Source organism: Bradyrhizobium sp. SK17, from assembly GCF_002831585.1.
Classification (GTDB): domain Bacteria; phylum Pseudomonadota; class Alphaproteobacteria; order Rhizobiales; family Xanthobacteraceae; genus Bradyrhizobium.
This window is the reverse complement of the sequence record NZ_CP025113.1, coordinates 7,832,818-7,857,868: the sequence shown is the minus strand read 5'-3', so window position 1 is coordinate 7,857,868 and position 25,051 is coordinate 7,832,818. Positions and strand designations below refer to the sequence as shown.

Annotated in this window: 21 protein-coding genes; 10 read left to right on the top strand and 11 right to left on the bottom strand. The window is 61.3% G+C overall.

The genetic code is table 11. The features are described 5' to 3' along the window. Positions 1 to 26: 26 nt before the first annotated feature. The 10 genes from CWS35_RS36450 to CWS35_RS36405 form a co-directional block, all read right to left on the bottom strand. Complete coding sequence (locus CWS35_RS36450) at positions 27 to 2,735, bottom strand: PAS domain-containing protein (RefSeq protein ID WP_100955842.1); 2,709 nt, start codon at positions 2,733 to 2,735, stop codon at positions 27 to 29. Positions 2,736 to 3,046: 311 nt separating this feature from the next. Further along, positions 3,047 to 4,324, bottom strand: a complete 1,278-nt coding sequence (locus CWS35_RS36445) for an MFS transporter (RefSeq protein WP_157817345.1) — start codon at positions 4,322 to 4,324, stop codon at positions 3,047 to 3,049. A gap of 197 nt (positions 4,325 to 4,521) precedes the next feature. After that, a complete protein-coding gene (locus CWS35_RS36440; RefSeq protein WP_100955840.1) occupies positions 4,522 to 5,442 on the bottom strand; it encodes an AEC family transporter in 921 nt (306 codons plus the stop codon). Between the two features lie 217 nt (positions 5,443 to 5,659). After that, positions 5,660 to 6,235, bottom strand: coding sequence for an HdeD family acid-resistance protein (locus CWS35_RS36435; RefSeq protein WP_100955839.1), 576 nt, complete (start codon positions 6,233 to 6,235; stop codon positions 5,660 to 5,662). Between the two features lie 75 nt (positions 6,236 to 6,310). Next, positions 6,311 to 7,531, bottom strand: a complete 1,221-nt coding sequence (locus CWS35_RS36430; RefSeq protein WP_100955838.1) for a cupin domain-containing protein — start codon at positions 7,529 to 7,531, stop codon at positions 6,311 to 6,313. Between the two features lie 372 nt (positions 7,532 to 7,903). Then, positions 7,904 to 8,167 (bottom strand): hypothetical protein, encoded by a 264-nt coding sequence (locus tag CWS35_RS36425; protein ID WP_100956970.1) that lies wholly within the window; start codon positions 8,165 to 8,167, stop codon positions 7,904 to 7,906. A 184-nt stretch (positions 8,168 to 8,351) separates the two neighbouring features. Then, the gene (locus CWS35_RS36420) at positions 8,352 to 9,299 is read right to left on the bottom strand and encodes a helix-turn-helix domain-containing protein (protein ID WP_100955837.1); all 948 of its coding nucleotides are present in this window, start codon (positions 9,297 to 9,299) and stop codon (positions 8,352 to 8,354) included. Positions 9,300 to 9,484: 185 nt separating this feature from the next. Next, positions 9,485 to 12,628, bottom strand: coding sequence for an efflux RND transporter permease subunit (locus CWS35_RS36415; RefSeq protein ID WP_100955836.1), 3,144 nt, complete (start codon positions 12,626 to 12,628; stop codon positions 9,485 to 9,487). Beyond that, positions 12,625 to 13,746 carry an efflux RND transporter periplasmic adaptor subunit gene (locus CWS35_RS36410; protein ID WP_245438801.1) on the bottom strand — a complete coding sequence of 374 codons (1,122 nt, stop codon included), beginning with the start codon at positions 13,744 to 13,746 and terminating at the stop codon, positions 12,625 to 12,627. Before CWS35_RS36410 ends, CWS35_RS36415 begins: the two co-directional genes overlap by 4 nt. A 653-nt stretch (positions 13,747 to 14,399) precedes the next feature. Beyond that, positions 14,400 to 14,753, bottom strand: a complete 354-nt coding sequence (locus CWS35_RS36405; protein ID WP_100955834.1) for a hypothetical protein — start codon at positions 14,751 to 14,753, stop codon at positions 14,400 to 14,402. A gap of 345 nt (positions 14,754 to 15,098) precedes the next feature. On the opposite strand from CWS35_RS36405, the gene CWS35_RS36400 reads away from it, so the two are divergent. Further along, positions 15,099 to 15,836, top strand: a complete 738-nt coding sequence (locus CWS35_RS36400) for a cyclic nucleotide-binding domain-containing protein (protein ID WP_168226426.1) — start codon at positions 15,099 to 15,101, stop codon at positions 15,834 to 15,836. Here the strand turns inward: CWS35_RS36400 and CWS35_RS36395 are convergent. Further along, on the bottom strand, positions 15,833 to 16,207 hold the full coding sequence (locus CWS35_RS36395; protein ID WP_157817344.1) for a YciI family protein: 375 nt from the start codon (positions 16,205 to 16,207) through the stop codon (positions 15,833 to 15,835). The genes CWS35_RS36400 and CWS35_RS36395 overlap by 4 nt on opposite strands. A 249-nt stretch (positions 16,208 to 16,456) precedes the next feature. Here CWS35_RS36395 and CWS35_RS36390 point away from each other — a divergent pair, with 249 nt between their 5' ends. The 9 genes from CWS35_RS36390 (at position 16,457) to CWS35_RS36355 (ending at position 24,994) form a co-directional block, all read left to right on the top strand. After that, positions 16,457 to 17,368, top strand: a complete 912-nt coding sequence (locus tag CWS35_RS36390; RefSeq protein WP_100955831.1) for a LysR family transcriptional regulator — start codon at positions 16,457 to 16,459, stop codon at positions 17,366 to 17,368. A 310-nt stretch (positions 17,369 to 17,678) separates the two neighbouring features. Beyond that, entirely contained in the window at positions 17,679 to 18,602 is a 924-nt protein-coding gene (locus CWS35_RS36385; RefSeq protein ID WP_100956968.1) for a dioxygenase, read from the top strand. A 22-nt stretch (positions 18,603 to 18,624) separates the two neighbouring features. Further along, the gene (locus tag CWS35_RS36380; protein WP_100955830.1) at positions 18,625 to 19,368 is read left to right on the top strand and encodes an SDR family NAD(P)-dependent oxidoreductase; all 744 of its coding nucleotides are present in this window, start codon (positions 18,625 to 18,627) and stop codon (positions 19,366 to 19,368) included. A gap of 11 nt (positions 19,369 to 19,379) precedes the next feature. Continuing rightward, positions 19,380 to 20,285, top strand: a complete 906-nt coding sequence (locus CWS35_RS36375) for a 3-keto-5-aminohexanoate cleavage protein (protein WP_100955829.1) — start codon at positions 19,380 to 19,382, stop codon at positions 20,283 to 20,285. Between the two features lie 16 nt (positions 20,286 to 20,301). Next, positions 20,302 to 21,324, top strand: coding sequence for a zinc-binding alcohol dehydrogenase family protein (locus tag CWS35_RS36370; RefSeq protein ID WP_100956966.1), 1,023 nt, complete (start codon positions 20,302 to 20,304; stop codon positions 21,322 to 21,324). A 145-nt stretch (positions 21,325 to 21,469) separates the two neighbouring features. Further along, entirely contained in the window at positions 21,470 to 21,718 is a 249-nt protein-coding gene (locus CWS35_RS39330; protein ID WP_157817343.1) for a hypothetical protein, read from the top strand. Positions 21,719 to 21,732: 14 nt separating this feature from the next. Beyond that, entirely contained in the window at positions 21,733 to 23,046 is a 1,314-nt protein-coding gene (locus CWS35_RS36365; RefSeq protein WP_157817342.1) for a CoA transferase, read from the top strand. A 26-nt stretch (positions 23,047 to 23,072) separates the two neighbouring features. Then, complete coding sequence (prpF, locus tag CWS35_RS36360) at positions 23,073 to 24,266, top strand: 2-methylaconitate cis-trans isomerase PrpF (RefSeq protein WP_100955827.1); 1,194 nt, start codon at positions 23,073 to 23,075, stop codon at positions 24,264 to 24,266. Beyond that, entirely contained in the window at positions 24,266 to 24,994 is a 729-nt protein-coding gene (locus CWS35_RS36355; RefSeq protein WP_210202752.1) for an ABC transporter substrate-binding protein, read from the top strand. Before prpF ends, CWS35_RS36355 begins: the two co-directional genes overlap by 1 nt. Positions 24,995 to 25,051: the final 57 nt, after the last annotated feature.

Here is a 25,051-nt window from a genome sequence, read left to right as displayed (position 1 = left end):
ATCGCGCTGCGGCCTGGAGCTGCTCGTCACGGTGCCTCCTTGTACAATGGCAGCGCGAATTGGAATTTTGCGCCGGGCCCGGCATTGTTGGTGGCGGACAAACGTCCGCCGTGCGCTTCGATGATCGAGCGGCAAATCGAAAGGCCCATGCCCATCCCGCCGGATTTCGTCGTGTAGAACGCATTGAACAACTTGTCGGCACCTTCGGCAGATATTCCCACGCCGGAGTCCACCACGTCAACTACCACCCGTTGCGCGTCGTTCTGACAGGATCGGATGATCAGTTCACGCGGCCGATCCGAGATCGACTGCATTGCTTCGACGCCGTTCATCACGAGGTTGATGACGACCTGCTGCAGCTGGATCCGATCGGCCAGCACCACCGGCGCCGCGGACGCCAGCTCCAGCCGCCAGCGAACGTCGCGCGCGGCAAGCTCGCGCTTCACCAGCGCCATCACGTCGTCCACGATGCTGTTGATATCGAGCGGCTCCTTGTGCGGCTCGGCATTCTTCGCCAGCGCGCGGACGCGTCGTATCACCTCGGCGGCCCTGTTTCCCTCCTTGATAATCCATTGGGCGGCTTGGCGTGCCTCGTCCAGGTTAGGAGTGGTCCCGCCGAGCCACCGCAAACAGGCTCCGGCAGCATTGACGACGGCGGCGAGCGGCTGGTTCACTTCATGAGAAATCGATGCTGTCATTTCTCCCAATGTTGTCACGCGCATCACGCGCGCCAATTCCGCCTGTGCCTGATTGAGCTCTGCTTCGGCCTGCTTGGTTGCAGTGACATCGACCATGGCGCCGACATACTCAAGCTGGCCTCCACGATCTTCGCTGGCGTGAGCTACAACATGGACAAACTTGACGGAGCCATCGGGCATCAGCAAGCGATGTTCGTAGTCAAGGTCCCGCCTCTCGCAAAATGCGCGCTTGATGGTCTGTTCCACGAAGGCCCGATCCTCCGGATGAGCGCGCTGAATAACCATCTTGAACGTGACCGGGCGGGGGTCGGCAAATCCGAGGATCCGGAAGAATTCCTTGGAGCCGATACGTTCGCCGGTCGAGATGTTGCAGAGGAAGCTGCCGGTTTGACTCACGCGCTGTGCTTCGACCAACCTGGATTTGCTGCGCCGCAGCTCTTCCTCCGCCCGCTTCAGATCCTCAATATCGGTCGATGAACCGTACCATTTGATGATATTACCCGTCCTGTTGCGCAACGGTTCGGCGCGGAACAAAAACCAGCGATACTCGCCATCGAAGCGTCTGAGTCGAGCTTCGAGTTCGCCAGGCATGCCGGACTGCTGTATCGCAGTCCATTTCTGCAACATTCCCTTCTTGTCGTCCGGATGAAAAGCGCGGGGCCACCCGGTCTCTGCCTGATCCAATTTGAGGCCGGTGTAGTCTAGCGCTGGCTGATTGAGGAAGTCGGGGACCCCGTCAGGGCCCGCACGCCAGACCAGCGCTGGAATTGTATCGACGACCAGCCGAAGATGATCTTCTGATCTCTTGATTTCGTCGAATGCGTTTTGCAGCTTCTCGTTGGCGAGGCGCTGTTCGGTAACATCGACATGGGTACCGACCAGTTGCTCCACTTCGCCGTCCGCGCCCAAGAATGGATGCCCAATCGTATGGATGTATCTGATCGCTCCATCAGGCAGCGTTATGCGAAAATCGACTTCGAGGTCTCTTTTCTCTCGAACGGCCTGCCGTGCAGAATCGAAAACCCGTTCCTTATCTTCGGGCGCGATGCGGTCAGGGAAGGGGTGGGGTGACATGCTGTCGTCTTTCAAATCGATCCCAAACAGGTTGAATACTTCTGCGGACCGATACACGAACTTGCGACCGCGCACATCCCAGGCCCAGCTCCCGGTATGGCTCAAGCGCTCAGCCTCAGCCAGATACGCCTCGCTGCGTCGCAGCTTCCGTTCCGCTTTTCTTACGGCCGTGACATCCATCATCGCACCGACAAACTCGATATTGCCCGATGCACCTCTTTGACCTCGGGCGGCGACATGGACGTATTTCACGGAGCCATCCGGCAACAAGAGTCGATATTCATGATCGTAATCCGTGCCCTTGCGCGATGCTCGGTCAAGGACCGCGTGCACGGCCGCTCGGTCTTCCGGATGAATGCGCTGGTCAATAAATTCCAGAGCTGGCGTTATGCTCTGGTCCATTCCAAGGATTCGGAACATCTGGTCCGACCAGATTACGTCGCCATTGGCAACATTCCACCAGAAGCTGCCAGTGCTGCTCAGCTGCTGTGCCTCATTCAGGTACAATTCGCTTCGCTCGAGCGCGGCCTGAGTTCGCTTTTGATCCTTCAGCGCCACGCAGAGTTCGTCGCGAGAACGCCGAAGCTCCTGTCCTGCTCTCTTCTGTGCAGAGACGACTACGGCGACAACGACAGATACGAAGAGGAACAAAGCTAGACGGGGAATCTCGGAGATGTCCAATCCGTACAGCTGATCCTTCCAGACAAATGAATCGATCGGCGGCGCAAGGTAGTAGTGAAAGGACAAAAGAGCGAGCGCAATCGCCAGTAACGCCGGTCGCAGACCGCCGGCCCATGAAGTGAAGATGATTGCGCAAAGCAGAGGGGTTGCGATGGCCTCGGCTTTCAGGAGATAGGTTAGGAACTGAGCAAGGATGATCGCAAGAGCAACGGACACAACCGCCGCCGCATAGAAAGTCGTGGGCGACGGGGGCCAGGGTTGGGGGAGGTCGGATCTTTTCATTCTGACTGCACATCCCGTTTGAGGCAATGGGGCGGCATGGTCCCGCCAGATAGAAGCTCGACCGGATTTTTAGTAATCTGCGATCTGGCAAAGAATTCGTACACTATTCGGTGTCACCAGGCAGTAAGATTAGAGGATTTTGGCCGCAACCCCGGGGCAACAACTGGGTGAGCCGGGCGTCCACGATAATAGGATCGCACAAGCGTGACCCAAGCTGCTTGTCACGAACCTCGGTGATCTCAGAAGCAGATCTCACAGCTCGATCATGATCGTATTATATGGTCTGACGACGGCAACCGTGACTAAATTGCTCAAGCGCCCCGTTTGATGCTCGGCTCTTTGGGCTCGACCGTCGTTGAGCTGGCCTTCCTGAACTTCGGGAGGCCGGACCTGCCAATGACACCTGCAATCAAGCAGGCAATGGCGCCGAGAGCGATCGCGGCGCGCGGATCGAAGACCTGCGAAACGGCTCCGACAATAGGCGCACCAATCGGAGTGCTGCCTACCAGTGCGGAGGACCACAAAGCCATGATCCGGCCCCGGTAACGTGGTTCGGAGGCCAGCTGAACCGTGGAGTTGCCGGTTGTGAGAAAGAAGATGGTGGCCAAACCGACTAGGCCTGCGGCCATGACTGCAGCCCACAAGGTGGGGCTCAGGGCGAGCGTCATCATTGCGGCGGCATAGGAGAAGGCGACCCTGGTAAGAGGAATAACGCCAGTTCGAGACCTGCCGGCGGCCCAAGCACCCCCGATCACGGCTCCGATTCCGAATGCCCGCAACAGCCAGCAGTAGGCGTCGGGGCCGCCGTGGAACGTGCCGTGGGCCAAGAGAGGCAAGGTGACTTCGTACTCGAAGGCGAGAGTACCGACGAGTGCCATCATAAGCAGCGGACGGATTATCTCCGGGATCGTGGCGGCATACCTAAGCCCATCCCGGAATTGACCGCGAACCGAGCCAATCGGGTCAGTCGGGTGCAACTGGCTAATATCGAGCGTAAGCAGCGAGCCAACAACAAGAAGGAAGCTTGCCGCGTTGATCACGAAGCACCAGCCGATACCTGCCGAGTGGATGACAACGGCCGCAATCGTGGGGCCCAGAACGCGGGCGACGTTGACCAATGTCGAATTGAGGGCGATGGCGTTGCGGACCAGGGAAGGGCCCACGACTTCGGATACGAATGCCAGACGCGCGGGGTTGTCAGCGGCGCTCAGGGTCCCAAAGACAATAGCAAGAATGGTGATTTGCCAGAGACCCACCTCCCCGGTGAGGACGGCAAGGCCGAGCAGGAATGAGACGCCGCCGAGGCCGATCTGGGTGACAAGCAGCACCCAGCGCTTGTCATAACGATCAACCAGCAGCCCGGCATACGGGGACAGCAGGAGAACCGGGGCGTAGCGCGCCGCGGTCGTCAGTCCGAGCAAGAGCCCCGAATGAGTAAGTTGCAGGACCAGGAGCCCCTGGGCGACAGTCTCCACCCATGTGCCGATCAGCGATAGCGCTTGGCCGGTGACATAGCGGCGGAAATTGCGGACGGTAAGAGGGGCGCCGAACTGATGCAGCCAGCCGTTCGGCTCAACTGATAGTCGCATAATTCGAGTCTCCGAGAGGCGAGCTTCGACAACAAAGGAGCACTGCTTCCAGCATCGGGGATTTGGAGCCATCGCTCCGGCCATTCAAGAAAACGCGGTCGACATCTCGCTAGACAGACGGTGGATGCAGATCGCGACGCCCGTCACAGCATTGGAGCTCAGCAAGCTTGTTGAGTTTGGCGTGAGCATTGCGGCTGCTACGCTCCGAACGACCGGGCGACGGCAATCCACGCGGGCGCGGCAACAACGAACAGTAGTGTGTTCGTGATGAGGGTCGAGGACGCAATTTCGACATAGGTGTTGTAGCGCACGGCGAGAATCATGCCTGCGAATACAGGCGGCAAAGCTACGATCAAAATCAGCTGTTCGAGCATCTCGCCGCCGATTCCGTAGGCGAGCCCGAGCGCCAGCATGGAAGCCGGCATCAGCACGAGCTTGATGACGACGTTCCAGGCGACTTCAAGGTTGAGCCGAAACGTGTGGGCTGCAAGCACCAGGCCTGCCGTGAACACCGCGACGCCCGAAGTCGCATGACCGATCAACGCGAGCGGCGCGTCGGCGACGCTCGGAAATCGAATTCCCGCCGCGACCATCGCCGTCGCGATCATTGGCGCGATTACGATCGGTTGCTCGATCGCCTGCATCAGCGCAGCTGATAGTTTGGTGCTGGCGGGCGCCGCGAGGATCACCCCGAGCGGCACTAGAACCAGATTTACCACCAGCGCGACTGTTGCAACGGTCAGCGCCGCTCCAGCACCGAATAGCGGCGCAAGGACGGCGATGCCTAGAAATCCCACGGTGGGCGTGCTGGCGCTTAGACCAGCGATAACGGCCTCCTCCCGGCTGTGGCCGAAAAAGAACTTCGCGACCGCCAAGCTTGCGAGGTACCAGCCCATGAGCACGATCGCCGCGGCGACGAGCGTCGTGCGGTCGGACCACAACTGCTGTCTGGTTGAATGCGCGATTGAGACAAAAAGCATCGCAGGCAAGCAGTAATTCAACACCAGGCGATTGAATCCCTCGGCTTGATCCTGCGTGAACATACTGCGCTTTCCGGAGAAGTATCCGAGCGCCAGCACGAAGAGAACCGAAGCTGTGTCCTGGATGATTGCGGTCATTTGCAGACGGTTCCTCGCGGCCTACGGAGGGTGGTGCAAACGACGAACATGGTAGGTTCATCGCTGCTGAAAAGTGGATCGAGGATCATTCGAAGGGCAACCGGCCGTCGGGAGCCTCGATCGCTGAGCGAGCGGGCAGTTGCCGCGGAGTTGTTATTCACGATCGCATCCATTGACCTGGCGCATTGCGCGCCAGGGACGGGCCCACCACGACACGCTATGGCAATTCCGCATGTGCGGCGAGTGCCATGCCGATCATGGAGGCGCCGCCGAATACGAGGTTCATACCGACGATCAATCCCAGCGCCCATGCTATCGTCCCGGGCAGACCGGCGAAGACGACGCCCGCGAGCAGCAGGTCGACGACTCCACTCACGAGCATCCACTCCCACCTTCCCGACAGCGCTCCGCGATGCTCAAGTGCAAACATGATTGTGACGCCTCCTTCGACAAGCAAGAACGCGATCAACAGATATGTCAGTGACGCCAGGCCGAGCGCGGGCTGGACGAGAAGCCATGCTCCGGCCGCGATGCCGAGGATAGCGGAGAGCAGGGACCACCAGAAACCCGGTGCTCGGCGCATTGCGAAGGTGGTGATTGATCCGACAATGCCGCTGGACAGAAAAAGCCAGCCGAACAGGATAGTGATGGCAAAGCCCGTCGCTAACGGCAGAACTGCCGCAAGAAGACCCAGTATGGCCAGAACAATTCCTTCAACCAGGAACAACTGCCAGTGGTCGCGAAAGATCTTGCTGATGGCGTCACGCGCGTCGTCGATCGATTGAACGGTCATGATCTTTCCCCTATTCAGAGCCCGCGCCGTGCCGACGCGGGCTCCGAGGTTGGTTTCACGGCTTGTGCTGAACGATCAGACGGGGACGATGCCGCGACGGCCCTTTGGCAGCTTCTCGACGTCCTCCCGAGTCAGATTCAAATGCTGCATCAGCAGCTCGGGCGGGAGGTGTCCGAACCATTCGGCGAGCGACACCTCCTCATACCTGTCGGCGCGGAATAACTCGAGGAACTGCAGAACGTCGGTGCCGGTATTCTCGACATAATGGCCAAGGCTCTTGCGCACCACGCCGACGTCGCCGGCGCGGAAATCGTTCGTGGTCGCCTTGGGTCCGGTGTTGAACACCGTCATCCGGGCCTGCCCACGAAGGTAGTATTGCCATTCATCCGCATTCGGATGCCAGTGCAACTCGCGCATCCCTCCCGGCTCGATGGTAACGAGAGCCGATGCGATCGTCTTCGAGATCGTGAAGTTGGTGCTGTCGGCGATCTGAATGCGGCCGCCGCTGTTTTCCTTGACCGGTTTGGATCGTGACAGACGGAAGATCACCGGCTCGGTATGGGGCTGAACGCCCGCAGCAGCCTGGTCGGCTGCCAGGCTTCCCGGCAACGTGCCCTGGAATATCCAGAGATTATTGAGCGGGATGTTGCGGAATGTTTCTTGGGGCACTCCAAAATTCTTGGCCAGCACGTCGGGCGGGGTATGTGCGAGCCAGTCGGTCAAAAGCAGGGTGTTGCTTTCGGACTGCTTGCCGCTGTCGAAAGCCAGCACGAACTCCGCGCCGGTGGGGCCGAGGCCCTGGAGCGAGTGCGGCAGGCCCGCCGGGAAATACCATAGGTCGCCCTCTTCGACGTCGTCGACGCTGGGGCGGCCAAGCGCGTCAATGGTCGTGATGCGGCATTTTCCGCGCGTCATGACGGCCCATTCGGCGGTCTGGTGCCAGTGCAATTCGCGGATACCGCCTGGTGCCAGGTGCATGTTGACGCCGGCGATCTCCTCCGAGATCGTGAAGTCCTCAGACGTCAGTTCGCGGGCCCAGCCTCCGTTCTGGATCCGCTTGGGCGAGATATTGAACGACGACCAGAAGAAGGGTTGAGTGCTGATGTCGGTGGCAGGCGGGTCCAGCTGCGAGGGGAACTGGCTATCGATAAACTGGTTGCGTGGGCCGTCGCTGCGCAGGCTTTCGGGATTACCTGCGGTGTTCAGTCGTCCCTCCGGCGGCAGATCTGGATTGCCAAAGCTCGGCGTCGGACGGTTCGGAACGCCTGGAGCTGCACTCGTATTGGTCTTGCTCATCACTTTCTCCTTTGGGCCGGGGCAGCCCTACGCGCTCGATAATGCAGCGGAAGGCGATCGTCGTATTTTCGGAGCGCCCAGGTTTTTGGAATTTGCATGGTGTCGGCTGCGCAATTCTTCAAAGCTGGCAACACCTTGAGCGCGCGACTTACCCTGATCTTTGGAAGAGGAAGAGATCGCTCGTTCAGCGAGCGGCGGGCGGACGGCGTTCGCCGAGCTCGACACCATCACGCTCAGGCCGGCTCGATCATGAACAACGGAACGAGCGCGAGCTCGGCGGTCGAGCAAGCAGTTGCGGCGGCCGCAGCAAGTTCGGATCTCACGTAATGAGCCTGCTGTAGCCGATCGCGTTTGGGTGTCGGCGAAACGGTGCTAACGACGGCCGAACCGTGAGCGCGGCAGCTTCAATGACTTGCCGAGCACGAAGGCGAATGGGACGACGAATAGCTCGTCGCCGAGATCATCGTTGACGTGCAAGACCCAGCGTCGCCAGTCTTCCAGACGGCGTGCGGAAGCAAGGGATCTCACTACACCGGTCGCCTGATCACGCGCCTCGGCAAGATTGCTTACGATCGCGCCGCGGTGATCCACCAGGAGCTCCCTGTCATTGGAGCAGTGGAAATACACGAGAGCCATGTTCAGCTCCTTCATGCATGGTCTCACTCGTGGCACGATGGGCCCGACGCTCGTAGCCGTCGGCACGTGCCTTAAGCTGATCCGCGATCACATGGTCGGTGATGGCTTCGCCGCGTCGAGCAAGGTTCGCGCTGTCCTCCAGCATGTCTTGCCTCGTTGCGAGATCTGGAAGGTCATTCGGTCCTCACGCGGTGGCGGATTGAAATTCCTGTTTCCAGCGAGCCGGCGATTGCCCGGTGAATCGCTTGAACACGGTCGAGAACTGTGCCTGCGCGCTGAATCCGACGGAAAGCGCCACCTCGACCAGCGGCATCTTCGTTTCCATCATGACGATCTTGGCCTGCTCCACGCGCTTCAGAAGCAGATACTCGTGCGGCTTGAATCCCGTCGTTGCACGAAATTGCGCTGCGAAGTGCATTCGAGAGAGGCCCGCAGCGTTGGCCATATTCTGGAGGCTTACCTGGCCTCCGATGTTATCTGCAAGATAGCGCTCCAATCGTTGCAGTCTCCACTTGGGCAGCCCGCCGCAGGTCCGATTGCCCTGTTGGTGTGTCAGCGCGCGAACCACAATCGCCTTGCTGATGCTCGCTACGTATTCGGGATGGCAATACTCGCCGAAATCCAGCAATGACCGGCCACACTTTTCCGCCAGCGGGTCGCGGAAAGGCGACGCCGGACGGCCTTCGCTTGTTCCGTCGTGTATCAGCCGTTGCTCGATGAGGAACTGGTTGTCGACATAGAAATGAAGGAAATCGAAAGGCGGGCTAAACCGTGCGGTCAATCGCTGGCCGGGAGCGCTCACATGCACCGTGCCGGGCGCCATCAAGCCTTCGGAGATGATCTCCGAGCCCGCGGCCAATCTGACACGCGAGGGCTTTATCGCGACGCTGACGATATGGCAGTGGTCAGGCGTGACGGAGTGCGCATTTCGAGGGCTGCCACGATCAGCGACCCATCTTGACGCCTTGATCTGACAATGGCCTTCAGGCGAATCGGCCTCGCGCCATTGGATTTCTTCGGTTAGGCCGAGATCGTCGTTCCACGGGTCCAATTGCTGCGCGACCGCAGTGATTGACGCTGGGAACCGGCCTTCCTGCCATTGGGACGAAGACGTAGAGATAGCGTTTGACATTTGCCTGCTCTTGAAAGCTCAACATCCGGAACCAATTCTCGTCTCGGGACGAGGACCATTCCGCGGTTGATTGCTATCTCAGGAGCCCAGTGCGCTGTATTCTACCCTCGTCCTCTCTTTCCTATAACCTTGGCTATGAGGCCGATACCGCGGTATCGGCCGTTCTGCAGCCGCCGCAGAACTGGTCAAGCGGGTTCATGGCTCAATTCTGTCGCGCTTTTGGCCGCGGGCGAACCGGGCGGATCGCCGGCTTGCGGCTTGCTCCTCGTCAGCCAGCTGCCGAGCCGGTCGAGGTAGAGGTAGACCACCGGCGTCGTGTAGAGCGTGAGGATCTGCGAGAGCATCAGCCCGCCGACGATCGTGTAGCCGAGCGGTTGGCGGAGCTCCGAGCCGGTGCCTGTGCCGACCATCAAGGGTACGCCGCCGAGCAACGCGGCCATCGTCGTCATCAGGATCGGCCTGAACCGCAGCGTGCAAGCCTGGTAGATCGCATCCCGAGGGCTCAGGCCATGCTGGCGTTGCTGCTCGAGGGCGAAGTCAACCAGCATGATGCCGTTCTTCTTGACGATGCCGATCAAGAGGATGATTCCGATGATGGCGATCACACTGAGGTCCATGTGAACGGCCATCAGCAGAAGCAACGCGCCGATGCCGGCGGAGGGCAGGGTCGACAGGATCGTGATCGGGTGGATCAGGCTCTCATAGAGCACGCCGAGGATGATGTAGATCACCACCAGCGCCACGCCGATCAGGAGCGGCGTGCCCTTCAGCGACGACTGAAATGCCTGGGCATTGCCCTGAAACGATGTCGCGAGGGATTGGGGCTTGCCGGTGTCCTTCTCGATCTTCTGAATCGCCGCCACCGCGTCTCCCAGCGCGACGCCGGGCTTCAGGTTGAACGAGATGGTGACGGATGGAAACATGCTCTGGTGATTGATGAGGATCGGCGCCGGCTTGATGACGCTCTTCACCAGCGTGCTCAAGGGCACCTGCTGGCCGCTGGCGGAATTGATATAGATGTCCTTGAGCGCATCTGGACCGTACTGAAAGCGCGGATTGACCTCCAGCACGACATGGTACTGGTTCAGCGAGGTGAACATCGTGGAGACGATGCGCTGACCGAACGCATCATCGAGGGTGTTATCGATGGTCGAGGGCAGTATGCCGTAGCTCGATGCGACCTCACGATCGACGGTCACGTCGAGCAGTGGGTCGGCGTTTGCCTGGTCGCTCGCCACATCGGCGATGCCAGGGAGCGCGCGAATCTTTTCCAGATAGATCGCAGACCAGTGGGTGAGTTCGTCGGAATCCGCATCGGTCAACGTATACTGGTATTCGGTCTTTGAAAGGCGCGCGCCGATGGTGATGTCCTGGGCTGCCTGCATGTACAGCACTATACCCTGGATACGGGCGAGCTTGGGCTTCAGCCGGTTGATCACCTGATCGGCGCTGACCTTGCGCCCCGGCTTCGGCTTCAGCACGATGAAGACGCGCCCCTGATTGAGCGTCGCGGTCGGGCCGCCTGGGCCGATATAGTTGGCCACAGATTCAACGGCCGGATCCTTCAACAGGATGTCGACGATCGCCTGTTGGCGTTCGGCCATGGCCGGAAACGAGATGTCTTGTGCGGCCTCGGTAATGCCCACGATCTGGCCGGTATCCTGCTGCGGGAAAAATCCCTTGGGGATGATCACGTAGAGATAGCCAGTCAGGGCGATCGTCGAGAGCATGACCATGAGGGTGGTGAAGCGGTGACGCAGCACCACGCGCAGGCCGCGTGCGTACAGTGCGAGCAGGCCGTCGAAGCCTCGCTCGAGCAGCAGATAGAGCCTGCCGTGCTTCTTGCGCGATTCGTCCTTGAGCAGACGTGCGCACATCATCGGCGTCAGCGTAAGCGAAATGATCAGCGAGAGGATCAGCGAGGCGGTGATCGTGATCGCAAATTCCTGGAACAGCTTTCCGACATAGCCGCCCATCAGGAACAACGGAATGAAGACCGCGATCAGAGATAGCGTGATGGAGATAATGGTAAAGCCGATTTCGGCCGAGCCCTTGAGCGCCGCCTGCATGGGCGTAAGGCCTTCCTCGAGATGACGCACGATGTTCTCGATCACGACGACAGCGTCGTCGACGACGAAGCCGACCGCGATCGATAGCGCCATCAGCGACAGGTTGTCGAGGCTGTAACCGAGCACATAGAGGATGGCGAATGTACCGACCAGCGACAGCGGAACCGTGATCGCCGGAATGACGGTGGCCCAGAAGTTTCTCAGGAAAACGAAGATGACCATCACCACCAGTGCCACTGTCAGCATCAGAGTGAACTGGACGTCAGAGACGGCGGCGCGGATGGTTTGGGTGCGATCGGCGGCGATTGATACCTTGATGGCGGGAGGGACGGAAGCCTGCAGGCGCGGCAAGAGCTCTTTGATGCGATCGACGGTTTCGATGACATTCGCTCCCGGGACGCGCTGCACGGCCAGGATGATGGCAGGCTGTTTGCCGTACCATCCCGCCAGCAGGTTGTTCTCGGGCGCCTCGATCGCCGTGCCGATGTCGCGTAACCGCACCGGCGAGCCGTTGCGATAGGCGATGATGAGATCGTCATAGGCGGATGGTTTCAAGAGCTGGTCGTTGGTGTTCAGCGTGTAGGTCACGCGCGGGCTGTTGAGCGTGCCCTTGGGCAGATCGACGTTGGCGCCGGCGACGACGCTGCGCACGTCTTCGAGGCTGATCCCGCGTGCGGCAAGCGCCTGCGGATTGACCTGGATGCGAATGGCGGGCTTCTGCTGACCGCCGATCCCGACCAGGCCGACTCCGGGAATCTGCGAAATCTTGGGCAGGATGATGTTCTCGGCATAGGCGTCGACGATCGTCATCGGCAGGGATTCCGAAGTCAGCGCGATCAGCATGATCGGCGTCTCGGCGGGGTTCACCTTCCGGATCGTCGGCGGGTAGGGGATATTCTGCGGCAGATACGGGCTCGCGGCATTGATGGCCGAGAGGACATCGACTGCGGCACTATCGACGGTGCGAGAGAGTTCGAACTGGACGGTGAGCTGAGCGACGCCGAGCGCACTTGACGAAGTCAGCTGCGTGACGCCGGGAATTTGGCTCAGCTGCTGTTCCAGCGGTGTTGCGACCGATGAGGCAATGGTCTGCGGATCTGCGCCGGGTAGTTGCGCCGAAATCTGAATCGTCGGGTAGTTGACGTTCGGCAATGCGCCGACCGGCAACAGGGGATAGGTCGCGAGACCGCACAACAACAGGCCGGCCATCAATAGGGCAGTGGCAATCGGCCGAAGAATAAAGGGGGCGGAGAGATTCATGGAATGGCCTCCTGCACGGAGCTTTGCAAATCGGCTTCACGCGCGGCCTTGCCGTGCAGTTCCTCGACCCGGCTTCCCACCTGGAGCCGGTATTGGCCGTCGACCACGACGACCTCACCAGCCTTCAGTCCCTGATCGATCAGCGCCTTGCCCTCGCTGATCTCTGCGACCGTGACGGGGCGCAGCTCGACCGTCTTGTCCGGCTTTACGACGTAGACATACGATCCATTCTGACCCTGCTGGACGGCTGACGCCGCAACGGTCAAGCCGTTCTTGCGCGTCTCCAGCAACAGGCGGGCATTGACCAATTGTCCCGGCCACAGCCGATGCTGTGCGTTTGGAAATTCTGCCTTGAGTTGGACGGTGCCGGTTGTCTGGGCGATTTCGTTGTTGACAAGCAGGAGCTTGCCTTCGTCGAGCTTGATCTTGTTGTCCTGGCTGTAGGCGATGACCTTCATCGGTCCTTTCGCCATCTGCTCCTGGATCCGCGGCAAGTCCGTCTGCGGAAGGGTGAACAGCAGCGAGATCGGCTCGATCTGGGTCACGACGACAAGACCGCTGGGATCGGTCGGATGAATGATGTTGCCGACGTCGATCTGCCTGACGCCGGTGATGCCGGGGATGGCTGAAGTCAGGCGGGTGTAGCTGAGCTGGACTTTGGCTTGATCGATCAGCGCCTGATCGGCCTTTACGGCAGCCTCAAGCTGCGCCACCTGTGCCTTCTGTGTCTCGACCAGTTGCGGGGTAGCGTAGCCCTTGTCGCCGAGCTGTGTGTAACGGGACAGATTGGCCTGCGCATTCATGAGCTGGGCCTCGTCACGGTCGCGATTGGCTGTCTGCTGTTCGATCTCGGCCTGATAGGGTCGCGGATCGATTTGCGCGAGCAGGTCGCCTGCCTTGACGGTTTGTCCTTCGGTGAAGGTGATCTGGGTGAGCTGCCCCTGGATCTGGCTGCGGACCACGTCGGTGTTGTAGGCGATCACCGTACCAATGCCACGCAGATAGATCGGGACGTCCTTGCTGGTGACGGTGGCCGTTACGACAGGCACCGCGGCAGGCAGGGGAACCGGCTCAGCTTGCGATCGCCGGTCGAAATGCCAGAAACTGCCGCCGGCCACGAGGACGGCGAGGACGATCGTGCCGATGATGATAACTCTTCGTTTCATGGTCCTACTCCGCGTCACTGGGGCGTTGGCGAAAGTGGACTAACGCCGGCATTGCCGAGTTCGGTCGTGCCTAGAGGAATCCCGACGCGTCCGACCGACGCCGCGGAGGATGCGGATGAAGCTGCGTTCTTGGCGTCGGAGCAGGAGGGCGACGAGCTACCCGAAAGTCCGCCGCCATCGAACAGGGCGCTCGAGGATCGGGAATTTCCATAGTCGGTGCAGGTGCCCGCGGTCACACTTTGCGAGGGGACCACCGGAGCTATCCCGGGTGTCGCAAGTTCGGCGGCGCCGAGCGGAATGCTGGTTCGCTGGTTCGAACTGAGCGGTGATGCCGCGCCCAAGCCGAGCGACGGCTGCATGTTGGACGAAACAGCTGATTGAGTGACGGCTGGCTCGGACCAAAGGAGTGCGATGCCGGTCAGCGCGCAGCCAGCCAGGATCGTGCGGCCATTGGCTCGCGACGTGAACCACCATGCTTTCCGACTTTTCGTTGTGAAGTGTCTACCCATCGTAGTCCAAATGAGTTTTCGGCCGGATTGCCAGAGATCGCGGCAGGAACCGCGGTGTCCTTGAGGCTCCGCTTGCGCCGTCTGTTGCACAATCACTCAGTGCCGTTGCGACCGCAGCGCGGCTCGCGCATAGGAAAGCTGTGTTCGGCACACGTCGATGTCACCGACGCTGTCTGCGGCACGAGCGCGGTTGAGTGAATCAAGCGCTATGTCGAGCTCGAGACCGGGATGCCCCTCTGTCGCCGCCAACGAACGCGGCGTGGGTTGATAGCCGCGAGTTGCGCCAAGGCTCTCGGGTCTCCAGCCATCCGTGGCTGCACGCTTCTCGATGGCCGCATCGACCTTGGCTTGAACACGCGCAATCGAAGTCGCGCAAGGGCTGGCATGGGTCGGCGATATCGCCCCTAGCAACACGAAAACGGCGACGCTGCACTTTGATACTGTTGTCATGCGCTGCTTCCTCTTTCGGCCGTAAGGCCGTCGATGCCGGCTATGGGTTTCGTTATTACTCGGTCACTAGCGAATGACGATCGCTCGGTGGCTGGTCGGCGGTCGCACCGGAATCTCGCTTTCGTTCAATCGCTGCCGGTCACCGTATGAGAGCGAACGACGTTAATCTTTCCGAGGATGGTAGCGGTTTTGCATTTTGCACGGCTTTAATCACGGCCTGGCTTCGTGGGAGCTGCGCTGGCTCGCAAACGTGTATCGCGTCGGCTGAAAGAGTCGTATTTTGGGTTGGGACTTGAGTCCTTCGAGCCGAAGAGCGTGCAAACAAGGGGGTCGATGGTAACCGTCATGAGCCAGCCGCACGAAGAGAAGGCGAACTCCAGAAGACTTGAACGAACCTCGTCGGTGCGGTTCCTTCACCATGCGTATTCGCTAACGGCCGTACTGCTGAGACTGAAGAATGCGCCGGCGCTGCGCGCGGCGTCGGTGATCGCTGCGATGTTTCTGCTTGCCGCGACGTTCCTCGCATCCGATCACGTATCGGAAGCGTCCCTCGTCTGGGGCTCCCTGCTGGTGGTGGTGAACCTCTTCCAGCTGTTCCTCATTCTTTGGGACCTGCGCCCGGTCACATTGCATGGCGAAGATAAGATCCTTTACGATCGCATCTATTCCAACCTTGGTGTTTCATCATTCAAACGGTTGATGGGGATCGCGGAGCGATACGATGGTGCTCCTGGTGACTTGCTTGCCTCCCAGGGCTCTCCGGTGACTGATATCATCGTCCTTATAGACGGAAGCGCGGAGGTCGAACGAGATGGAGAGTGGCTAGGGGTTCTGACACAAGGCGCGATCATCGGTGAAATAGGCTCGCTATCGGCAAGGCCGTTCTCCTCAACGATCCGGCTCGCCGAGCATTCCCGTTACATCGCTTGGAAGAAGGACCTGCTGGACCATTTCTTCGCATGCCATCCTTCCATCGCATCGGGGTTCGAGCGAGCATTCATCTCACGGCTGGATCCGACGTCAAATATCCGCAACCGAAGGGAACTAGTAGCCCGCTCTCGTCCGACCCGCTCCGCAGACTAATCGAGAGCGAAGCGCGACTGAGAAAGAAATAGTTCAATGGAGATCTTGCCTTCGCGGACTTCCCACTTGCGCACCGAGTAGCTGCGCAGACCGCGCTTCACGAGCGGCTCTTCGGCCATCAGCCTGTGGACGTCCGCTTCTTCAGCGACATTGAAGATCGTCAGTCCGTCGCCGACCACGACTCCCGGCTCGATGAACGGCCCTGAGGCCCAAAGCAATCCCTGCTCCTCGAGCCTGCTCATGTATTGCAGATGTTCGGTGACGTAAGGCTCCATTTCGGCGCTCGATGCCTTTCGAGCGTTCAGGACCACCCAGAGAGGCCTCTTGATCATCGTGGCGAGCAGTGCGCCGACTTCCTGCGATACGGGCATGCTTGTTTCTCCTATTTTGCCGCCTGACCGGCCTTCAGGCCGTACTGCATGATGTGGTCGCATGCGAAGGCCGGAAAGCGACTGAAGCGAAAGGGCTATTTGCGGTCAGCGGAAATGAGTGGCCGGATCTCGCGCGGGCGCCTGGAAAGTATCAATCTTTCAAATGGATGCCCGGAATTTTCAGGACTATCTCAGTCCCATCCCTGTTGTATGCTTCGGCGCGAGATTTAAGAACAATAGGGGGAAGAATTGGACGAGGCTTCCGAGTTCGCGCTCTTTCGGGCCATCGTCGACAGTGGGGGAATATCCGCTGCGGCGCTTGCACTGCAATCCTCTCCAGCGGCCGTCAGTCGGCGATTGTCTGCGATGGAAGAAAGGTTGGGGGTTCGTCTTGCCGAAAGGAGCTCCCGCCGTTTCCGTCTCACCGACGAAGGTCTTCTGCTCTATGAGCGATGCCGTTCCATCCTCGATCAGATCCGTGACGTGGAAGCCGAGGTCGCTTCGCGTGGCGGAGCTGCGCGGGGATTGCTGAGAATCGGGGCACCGGCTGATTTCGGCCGAAGGTACATCGCCCCTCATCTGTCGACGTTCACGGCTCAACACCCCGGGCTCGACGCGCACCTGTTGCTTTCGGATATCGGTCTGGAGAACGAAACCGACAATTGCGATCTCGTATTCCGCTTCGGCCTGCCCAGCGACCCGACGATGATCGCCCGAAAGATCGCGTCGACGCGGCAGGTCGTCTGCGCATCGCCGTCCTATGTCGGCCGCAGGGGAGTGCCCAATTCGCCCGAGGACCTGCGCGCGCATAATTGCCTGCGTCTTGCGCGCCGGCATCGACTGATCGATCGATGGAGATTCAAGAAAGACGACGAGATCTTCGACATCGACGTTGCCGGCAATCTGTCCAGCGGCGACGGGACGGTTCTGCGTTCCTGGGCGCTGTCGGGCGAAGGCGTATCGTGGGAGGCTTATTGGGACGTGGCCGACGATATCGCTGGCAGGCAACTCGTCGAAATGCTGGCAGACTATCAGTGCTCGTCGGTCGAACTCTATGCGGTGTTCGCGCCGAGCAAGCCGGTTCCGCCGCGGATCCGTCTGTTCGTCGACTACATGCTGAAGGCGATGAGGGAAGTCCTGAAGGAAAGCGCGGCCGAGTAGCGCGCAGCAATCGGGACCGGGCGCCGCTGCGACATGCGGCTAGCCTGAAGTGATCTCCAAACAGCGAGGCGTGGCACGGACCGGCTCCGATCAAGAGCGCGGCTTGAGAACCCTTGTTTGCGCCGAATGCAAAGATGGCTTCCGGTTTGATGGCTTTAATTCGGGCCGCGTCGCTCAAATAATAATCCGCGTGTGCTTGACCATCGATGATGCGCTGGCGGTGCCCATTCGCAGCCGATCCGGAACACGGGAGCCAATGGCCGTCCTCGGTCTCGGGATCGCGAGGGAACAGGAAACGGAGGAATGGACGATGGATGCTCTTGGGAGCCAATCCGCCGGCGGGATCATTGAAAGCGCCGACGATGCCACCCCGGTCGTGCTGCGCGCCATGCAAGGCGCCGACGATGTCAGGCTTCGCGAGCTGGCCGGTGCCCTGGTCAAGCACCTCCACGCTTTCGCCCGCGAAGTGAAGCTGACGGAACGCGAATTCGAATACGGTCTCGATTTCCTCAATCGGATCGGCCAGGCCACGAACGATGCCCACAACGAGGCCGTCCTGTTCTCCGACGCGATCGGCTTTTCAACGTTGGTGTGCATGCTGAACAACGGCAACGCCGGCTCGACCGAGACGGCCGCCGCGCTCCTCGGGCCGTTCTGGCGAGCGAATTCGCCCCGCACGGCCAACGGCGGATCGATCGTTCGTTCACCCACCGCTGGCGCCGAATTGTTCACGTCGTGCCAGGTCGTCGATCCCGACGGGCGACCCATCGCGGATGTCGAAGTCGACGTCTGGCAGTCTTCGCCGGTGGGGCTCTATGAGAACCAGGACGATACTCAGGCCGACATGAACCTGCGTGGCAAGTTCACGACCGACGCAGATGGCCGCTTCGGCTTCAGGTCGGTGAAGCCCGCGGGCTATCCGGTCCCGACGCATGGTCCGGTGGGAGACATGCTGCGGGTGCAGAAACGCCATCCGTACAGGCCGGCACATATCCATTTCCTTGGTTTCAAGCCGGGGTTCAAGACGCTCATCACTCAGATATTCGTCGACGACGACAAGTATCTCGAAAGCGACGTCGTCTTCGGCGTCACGCGAGCGCTGATCGGCGATTACCGCCGGCATGACTCCGGCGAGCCGCCTGCGAGTGCAGTGGTGGCTCCCTGGTACACGCTGAACTACCGGTTCGTGATGGAGCCCGGCGAAGCCGTTCTGCCGACACCGCCGATCAAGTGATCTCGTCAGGGAGGACATCATCATGAATGGCAAGGTCGTTCTCGTCGTCGGCGGCGCCGGCAGCATCGGAGCCGAGGTCGCGCGTCAATTCGCGGCCCAGGGTGCCACAGTCCTGATCACCTACCGTGACGCCTCGAACGAGGCGGCTGCTGCGACCGCGACATTGGCGTCGCTCGCCGGCGCAGGTCATGCGACATTCCCAGCCGACGTGGCGCAAACCTCGACGCTGGTGGCGCTGCGCGATGAGATAGAGCGGCGGTTCGGACGGCTGGACGTGCTGGTGAATGCCGCCGGCTTCACGAAAGCGATCCCTCATGCCGATCTCGACGCGCTCGACGACGAGCTGATCGATCGGATGTTCGCGGTGAATTGGCGCGGACAGTTCGCAACGATCCGAAGTTTGGCGCCGTTGTTGAAGGCGTCGGGCGATGGTCTCGTCGTTTCGATCTCGTCGATCGCCGGCAGCAACGGTGTCGGCTCCTCCATCGCCTATTGTGCGGCAAAAGCCGGGATCGACGTGATGACCAAATCGCTCGCGCGGGTGCTCGCGCCCGCTGTCCGCGTCCTTGCGGTCGCCCCCGGGGTGGTCGACACCGGCTTCGTTCCGGGACGGAGCGCGGATTTCAACGCGAAGACCTCCGAGACGACGCCCTTGAAGCGAATAGCGACGGCGGAGGATATCGCATCCGCCATCCTCGCTTGCGCCACTCATCTCAAATTTGCGACCGGAATCACCATTGTCGTCGATGGCGGCAGGTCGTTGTGAGGAGCCCCGTCATGAGAAGTCCCCAGCAGAAGGTGATTATCACCTGTGCCGTCACCGGCAATCTCACGACGCCGGAACAGACGCCCTTCCTGCCGATCACCCCGTTGCAGATCGCGGATGCCTGCCTTGGCGCGGCCGACGCCGGCGCCGCCATCGTGCACATCCATGTGCGCGATCCCAAGACCCTGCGGCCGTCGATGGCGCTGGAATACTATCAGGAGGTGGTCGAGCGCATCCGCTCCCATAATCCGGCGTTGATCCTCAACCTCACGACCGGACCGGGCGGCCGTTTCGTGCCGTCGGTGGACGACCCGAAGATCGCAGCCGAGGGCACCACGCTGATGGTGCCGGAAAAGCGCGTGGAGCACATCGCGGCACTGCGCCCGGAAATCTGCACCCTCGACCTGAACACCATGAATTCCGGCGGGCAGGTCGTCATCAACACCCCGGCGAACGTCCGGCGCATGGCGAAGGTCATTTCGGATGCCGGCGTGAAGCCGGAGATCGAGCTGTTCGATTCCGGTGACGTGGCGCTGATGCATGATCTCCTGAGGGACGGAACATTGCAGGGGCCGGTGCTCTGCTCCGTCGTCATGGGTGTCCGGTACGGCTTTCAGCCTGGCCCCGACACCGTGCTCTATGCCCGTGGTCTGCTGCCTGCCGATGCGCAATTCACGGCCGTCGGGATCGGCAGGGCCTCGTTCCCTTCGGTTGCCCAATCCTATCTTGCCGGCGGCCATGTGCGCGTCGGCCTCGAGGACGCCGTGTACCTGTCGCACGGACGATTTGCCGAGAGCAACGCGGAGATGGTCACGAAAGCCCGACGGATCGTCGAGGATCTGGGCGGAGAGATCGCGACCTTCGAAGAGGCCCGGCGCATCGTCGGGCTGACGTCCGCAGCGCCTGCAAACCCCTGACAGGAAAACAGCAATGATGCCGACCACGGATGACCCGCGCAGCAGCGCCGACGTCGAGGCCAGTTGCCTTCGTTTTCACGCCAAGGCCGCGGACATCTCCACGCTCGCGCCGCAACTGGAGCGGCGGTCCCTGGTACGCGCGGAGCACGAGGTCGTCGTTCAAATCAAGGCGGCCGGCGTCAATCCTTCCGACGTCAAGGCGGCCACCGGCCTGATGCCCTATGCGGTCTTTCCGCGGACGCCTGGGCGCGACTTCGCCGGTCTCGTCGTCGAGGGGCCATCGGATTGGATCGGAAAGCCGGTTTTCGGGACGTCCGGCGATCTCGGCATCCGGCGGGACGGCACCCATGCCTCGCACCTCGTCGTCGAGACGGCGGCGCTGGTGGAAAAGCCATCTTGCATCTCGATGGAGGAGGCCGCGGCCATCGGGGTGCCGTTCGTGACGGCGCTGGAGGGATTTCGCCGCAGCGGAATGCCCGGTCCAGGCGACCATGTGCTGATCATGGGCGTCAACGGCAAGGTGGGCCAGGCTGCTGCGCAGATCGCGACATGGCGGGGCGCCAGAGTCATCGGCGTCGTCCGCAAGGACGAGGGCTATGCGGGGCATGCCGTCGCGCCGATCGAAATCATCGATTCCAGCGCCGTCGACGTGTCCACGCGCGTCCTTGAGCTGACCGACGGGAAGGGCGCCGGGATCGTGTTCAATACGGTCGGCGATCCGTATTTCGAGGATGCCAACAAGTCGCTTGCGAAGGAGGGCTGTCAGATCCTGATCGCCGCCGTTCGCAAGGTGGTTGAGTTCGACATCCTGGCCTTCTATCGCGGAAGGCACCGATATGTCGGCGTGGACACCCTCGCGCTGTCGTCCATCGAGAGTGCGGACATGCTTCGGAGCGTGATTGCCGGATTCGCCGACGGGGCCCTCAAGCCGTTTCCGATCCACGACAGCGCGATCTTTCCGCTCGGTCAGGCGAAGCAAGCCTATCACGCCGTGGTCGGGTCGTCGCGCGACCGGATCGTGCTGCGTCCGGAGTCCTGAAGATGCATGTCGTCCGCTTCCGCGATGCGCCCGCCCGAAATACCGTTTCGGATTTCTGACGAGGAGTGTTTGACTAAAGTCACAATGTTCTTTATTATTAACAAAGACAATGATGGGCGACGCCGCCATTTTAGGAAGAATGGGCATGAAGCTGGCCACGGCAGCCTTGGTGGCCTTGCTTGGAGCAACGACGGCGGGTGTCTGCTCCGGCAGACCCCATGTGACGGGGCCGGCCTCACCGGGCGGCGGAACCCGAGCAGACGGGATGCGCCCGCAGAATGCGACGATCGACGAGCGCCGCTCGAAAAATATCCAGTTGCTCAAAGTATCCGGCGCAGGCGGTGGGCATGGGACATTCATCCGGTGCGGCTTCCTGCGGCTGCGTGCGGCTTAGCGGGCATGGCAGCGATGAACAAAGCCGTGGTAGCGGACGAAGCAAGACTCGCGAAGGCCTTGCTGGTGAATTTGCTGGAGCTTGGTGGGCTCTCCGCCGCGCTGGCGGGCCGCGCGACCTTTGTTGGCGCGGGCGACATCTACCCGACTCCGTTTCGATTGGGCGCGACTATGGCTGCAGCCGTCGCCGCAATACGCCTCGCCGCCGACAGCTTGGAGGGTCGGACGCTCCCCTTCGCGGTCGATCTTGCCGTAGCGGCCGCAAGCACGTCGAGCTTCCGCTATGTCAGGCTCAACGGCGCCCCGACGGCGAGCCCACGCGATGTACTGACCGGTTTCTATGCCGCAGCGGACGGACAACCGGTCTTCCTGCATCTCAATTTCCCCCATCATCGCGCTCGCGCGTTCGCGACCCTCGGGCTTCGCGACCCCGACCGCGCGGCGATCGGCAGAGCAGTTGCTGTCTGGCCGTCGGATCAACTGGACGAGCGGTTGAACGCTGCCGGCGCCTGCGCCACAATCACGCGCGACCGGATGGCTTGGCGGGCGAGCTCGTCCTTCGCTGCGCTTTCGAGCCGGCCGTTGGTGACGATCGACAAGATTGCCGACAGCGAGCCGCATAGCCGGAAGAGCCGGGCGCTCGCAGAATTGCGCGTCGTCGATTTCACGCGAGTGCTTGCCGGCCCAACGTGCGGCCGTGTTCTTGCCGAAGGTGGCGCATCGGTCCTGCGCGTTAACAATCCGCGTCTTGGCGATCTTCCAGCCTATGAGCTCGATGCAAACCGGCTGAAGCGACAGGTGACGCTCGACCTCGACGCACCGGCGGATCGCGAGCAGCTGCTTGCCGACATCGAGGTGGCCGACGTCTTTCTCCAGGCCTATCGGCCCGGCGCGGTGGCCCGTTACGGCCTTTCTGCCGAAGCTTTGGCCCTGCGGCGACGTGGCCTCATTTATGTGTCTCTCTCCGCCTACGGGGAAGCGGACGGGCGGCGCGGCTTCGACAGCGTGCTGCAGGCGGCAGCGGGACTGGCGCTGGAACAGGGACAAGGTGTGCCCGCGCTGCTGCCGACTTCGCCGATCGATTACCTGTCCGGATTCCTGCTGGCCTACGGAGCGCTCGTCGCGCTCGGTCGGCGAGCCCGCGAGGGCGGCAGCTATGTTGTGCGCACGTCTCTTGCACAGGTCGCCGAGTGGCTGGCCGCTCTTCCACCGACTCCGCGAGCACTGGATGAAATGCCCAGCAATGCCTTCATCGACGGGCTCATGCAGCAAACGACCACCGCGGCCGGCATCGTAGAGCATTTGCGCTCTCCGATAACGTCGCTCTGACGGCACGGGAAGAGGAATGAGATATCATGAATGACACCACTCAGACGACCATCCGGGCCACCTATATGCGCGGCGGCACGAGCAAAGGCATCTTCTTCGCCGTTTCGGATCTGCCTGCTGCAGTCCGCGACGATCCAGCAAGGCGCGACCACGTCCTGATGCGCGTCATCGGCAGCCCCGACCCCTATGGCACGCAGATCGACGGCATGGGCGGCGCTACCTCCAGCACAAGCAAGGTCGTGCTCATCTCCCCGAGCAGTCGGCCAGATTGCGATGTGGACTATCTTTTCGGGGCCGTGCCGATCAAGGACAGCGTCATCGACTGGAGCGGCAATTGCGGCAATCTCACCTCCGCCGTCGGCCCCTTCGCTATCACGCGCGGCATGGTGACGGCGCCGGCAGATGGCCGTGCGCCGGTGCGCATCTGGCAAGCTAATATTGGCAAGCGCATCGTTGCGCATGTCCCCATGGCGGGCGGAGTGGTAGTCGAACTCGGCGCATTCAGGCTCGACGGCGTAGGATTCCCGGCCGCGGAAGTGGAACTGGAGTTCCTCGATCCCGGCGCGGAAGCGGAGGGAAGCATCGGGGGCACCTTCCCTACGGGCAGGTGCATCGAGACCATTGACGTTCCCGGCTTTGGCCTGGTCGAGGCCACACTGATCAACCTCGGCAATCCAACGATCTTCGTCGATGCTGCGGCTCTGAAGCTCGACGGCGCAGAAATGCCGAGCGAGGTGAACGGCAATCCGGCACTACTCGAAGTGCTGGAATATCTGCGGGCGGAGGGCGCCGTGCGCATGGGCCTTACCGAAAGCCGCGCCGCAGCGACGGCGCAACGACCGCATACTCCGAAGATTGCTTTCGTCGCACCGCCGCGCTCCTACGTCAGTTCGGACGGGCGAGCAGTCGACGCCGCCGCCATCGACCTGACGGTACGTATCATGTCGATGGGCAAACTGCACCACGCGATCACGGGCACGGGCGCCGTCGCCGTGGCAGGTGCGGCCGCAATTCCCGGCACCATCGTAAGCCGGCTGTTCGCCGCGGCGCAACCACGCGTGCGGATCGGCCATCCCGCCGGCACGCTGCCAACTGGCGCAGTCGTCGAGGAGCGCAACGGCACATGGCACGTCGCCAAGGTCATGATGAGCCGCAGCGCGCGCCGCCTGATGGACGGAGTTGTCTATGTCCCTTCCACCATGCTTCACGACGCTGGCTGATGGATGAACCCATGATTGGCGATCCACAAGAGCGCATGCTCGCGCCGACCGGCCGGTTGCGGGTGGCGATCAATCTCGGCAACCCCATCCTTGCCTGGCGCGGCTCCTCGAGAGTGCCTGAGGGCATTTCCGTTGACCTTGCCCGCGAATTGGCCAGGCAGCGCGAACTGGAGATCGATCTTTATGCCGTCGACACGGCGGCGCAATCCGTGGCGGTCGTAAGCTCCGGGGAGGCCGATCTCGGCTTTTTCGCAATCGATCCAGCGCGTGGTGCAGGGATCGCTTTCACCAAACCCTATCTGCTGATCGAGGGTTGGTATCTCGTGCGCAGGGATTCCCCCGTAGCCGACAATGCCGCGGTGGATCAGCCGGGCGTGCGCATCGCGGTCGGAAAGGGGAGCGCTTACGATCTGTTTCTCTCGCGCACGCTTGAAAGGGCGCAGCTTGAACGTGTGCCGACCTCTCCCGGTGTGGTGGACCACTTTCTCGAAAATGGGCTGGAAGTTGCGGCCGGCATTCGCCAACAGCTAGAAGCCGACCAAGCACGCCGTCCGGGCCTGCGCCTGCTGCCGGAACGCTTCATGGTCATCCAGCAGGCGATGGGCGTTCCAGTCAGCCGCATGGGAGCGGCACCTCTCCTCAATGACTTCCTGCGAAGAATACGAGAGAGCGGGGCTCTTGTGGGCCTGCTGGAAAAATACGGCATTTCAGGTGCAACAATTGCTTGAGCCTGATAGGCTATCTTCAGTAGGACTGGGTGGCAACGGTCCCGCGCGCACGTCATA

Excerpts from the sequence above, each read along its gene's own strand:
- CWS35_RS36420 (WP_100955837.1), bottom strand. The coding sequence starts at position 9,299 with ATGTCAAACGCTATCTCTACGTCTTCGTCCCAATGGCAGGAAGGCCGG.
- CWS35_RS36435 (WP_100955839.1), bottom strand. The coding sequence starts at position 6,235 with ATGACCGTTCAATCGATCGACGACGCGCGTGACGCCATCAGCAAGATC.
- CWS35_RS36395 (WP_157817344.1), bottom strand. The coding sequence starts at position 16,207 with ATGCCCGTATCGCAGGAAGTCGGCGCACTGCTCGCCACGATGATCAAG.
- CWS35_RS36380 (WP_100955830.1), top strand. The coding sequence starts at position 18,625 with ATGAATGGCAAGGTCGTTCTCGTCGTCGGCGGCGCCGGCAGCATCGGA.
- CWS35_RS36440 (WP_100955840.1), bottom strand. The coding sequence starts at position 5,442 with ATGACCGCAATCATCCAGGACACAGCTTCGGTTCTCTTCGTGCTGGCG.
- CWS35_RS36415 (WP_100955836.1), bottom strand. The coding sequence starts at position 12,628 with ATGAATCTCTCCGCCCCCTTTATTCTTCGGCCGATTGCCACTGCCCTA.
- CWS35_RS36405 (WP_100955834.1), bottom strand. The coding sequence starts at position 14,753 with ATGACAACAGTATCAAAGTGCAGCGTCGCCGTTTTCGTGTTGCTAGGG.
- CWS35_RS36365 (WP_157817342.1), top strand. The coding sequence starts at position 21,733 with ATGAACAAAGCCGTGGTAGCGGACGAAGCAAGACTCGCGAAGGCCTTG.
- CWS35_RS36385 (WP_100956968.1), top strand. The coding sequence starts at position 17,679 with ATGGATGCTCTTGGGAGCCAATCCGCCGGCGGGATCATTGAAAGCGCC.
- CWS35_RS39330 (WP_157817343.1), top strand. The coding sequence starts at position 21,470 with ATGAAGCTGGCCACGGCAGCCTTGGTGGCCTTGCTTGGAGCAACGACG.
- CWS35_RS36355 (WP_210202752.1), top strand. The coding sequence starts at position 24,266 with ATGGATGAACCCATGATTGGCGATCCACAAGAGCGCATGCTCGCGCCG.
- CWS35_RS36375 (WP_100955829.1), top strand. The coding sequence starts at position 19,380 with ATGAGAAGTCCCCAGCAGAAGGTGATTATCACCTGTGCCGTCACCGGC.
- CWS35_RS36425 (WP_100956970.1), bottom strand. The coding sequence starts at position 8,167 with ATGGCTCTCGTGTATTTCCACTGCTCCAATGACAGGGAGCTCCTGGTG.
- prpF (WP_100955827.1), top strand. The coding sequence starts at position 23,073 with ATGAATGACACCACTCAGACGACCATCCGGGCCACCTATATGCGCGGC.
- CWS35_RS36370 (WP_100956966.1), top strand. The coding sequence starts at position 20,302 with ATGCCGACCACGGATGACCCGCGCAGCAGCGCCGACGTCGAGGCCAGT.
- CWS35_RS36450 (WP_100955842.1), bottom strand. The coding sequence starts at position 2,735 with ATGAAAAGATCCGACCTCCCCCAACCCTGGCCCCCGTCGCCCACGACT.
- CWS35_RS36400 (WP_168226426.1), top strand. The coding sequence starts at position 15,099 with ATGAGCCAGCCGCACGAAGAGAAGGCGAACTCCAGAAGACTTGAACGA.
- CWS35_RS36430 (WP_100955838.1), bottom strand. The coding sequence starts at position 7,531 with ATGAGCAAGACCAATACGAGTGCAGCTCCAGGCGTTCCGAACCGTCCG.
- CWS35_RS36445 (WP_157817345.1), bottom strand. The coding sequence starts at position 4,324 with ATGCGACTATCAGTTGAGCCGAACGGCTGGCTGCATCAGTTCGGCGCC.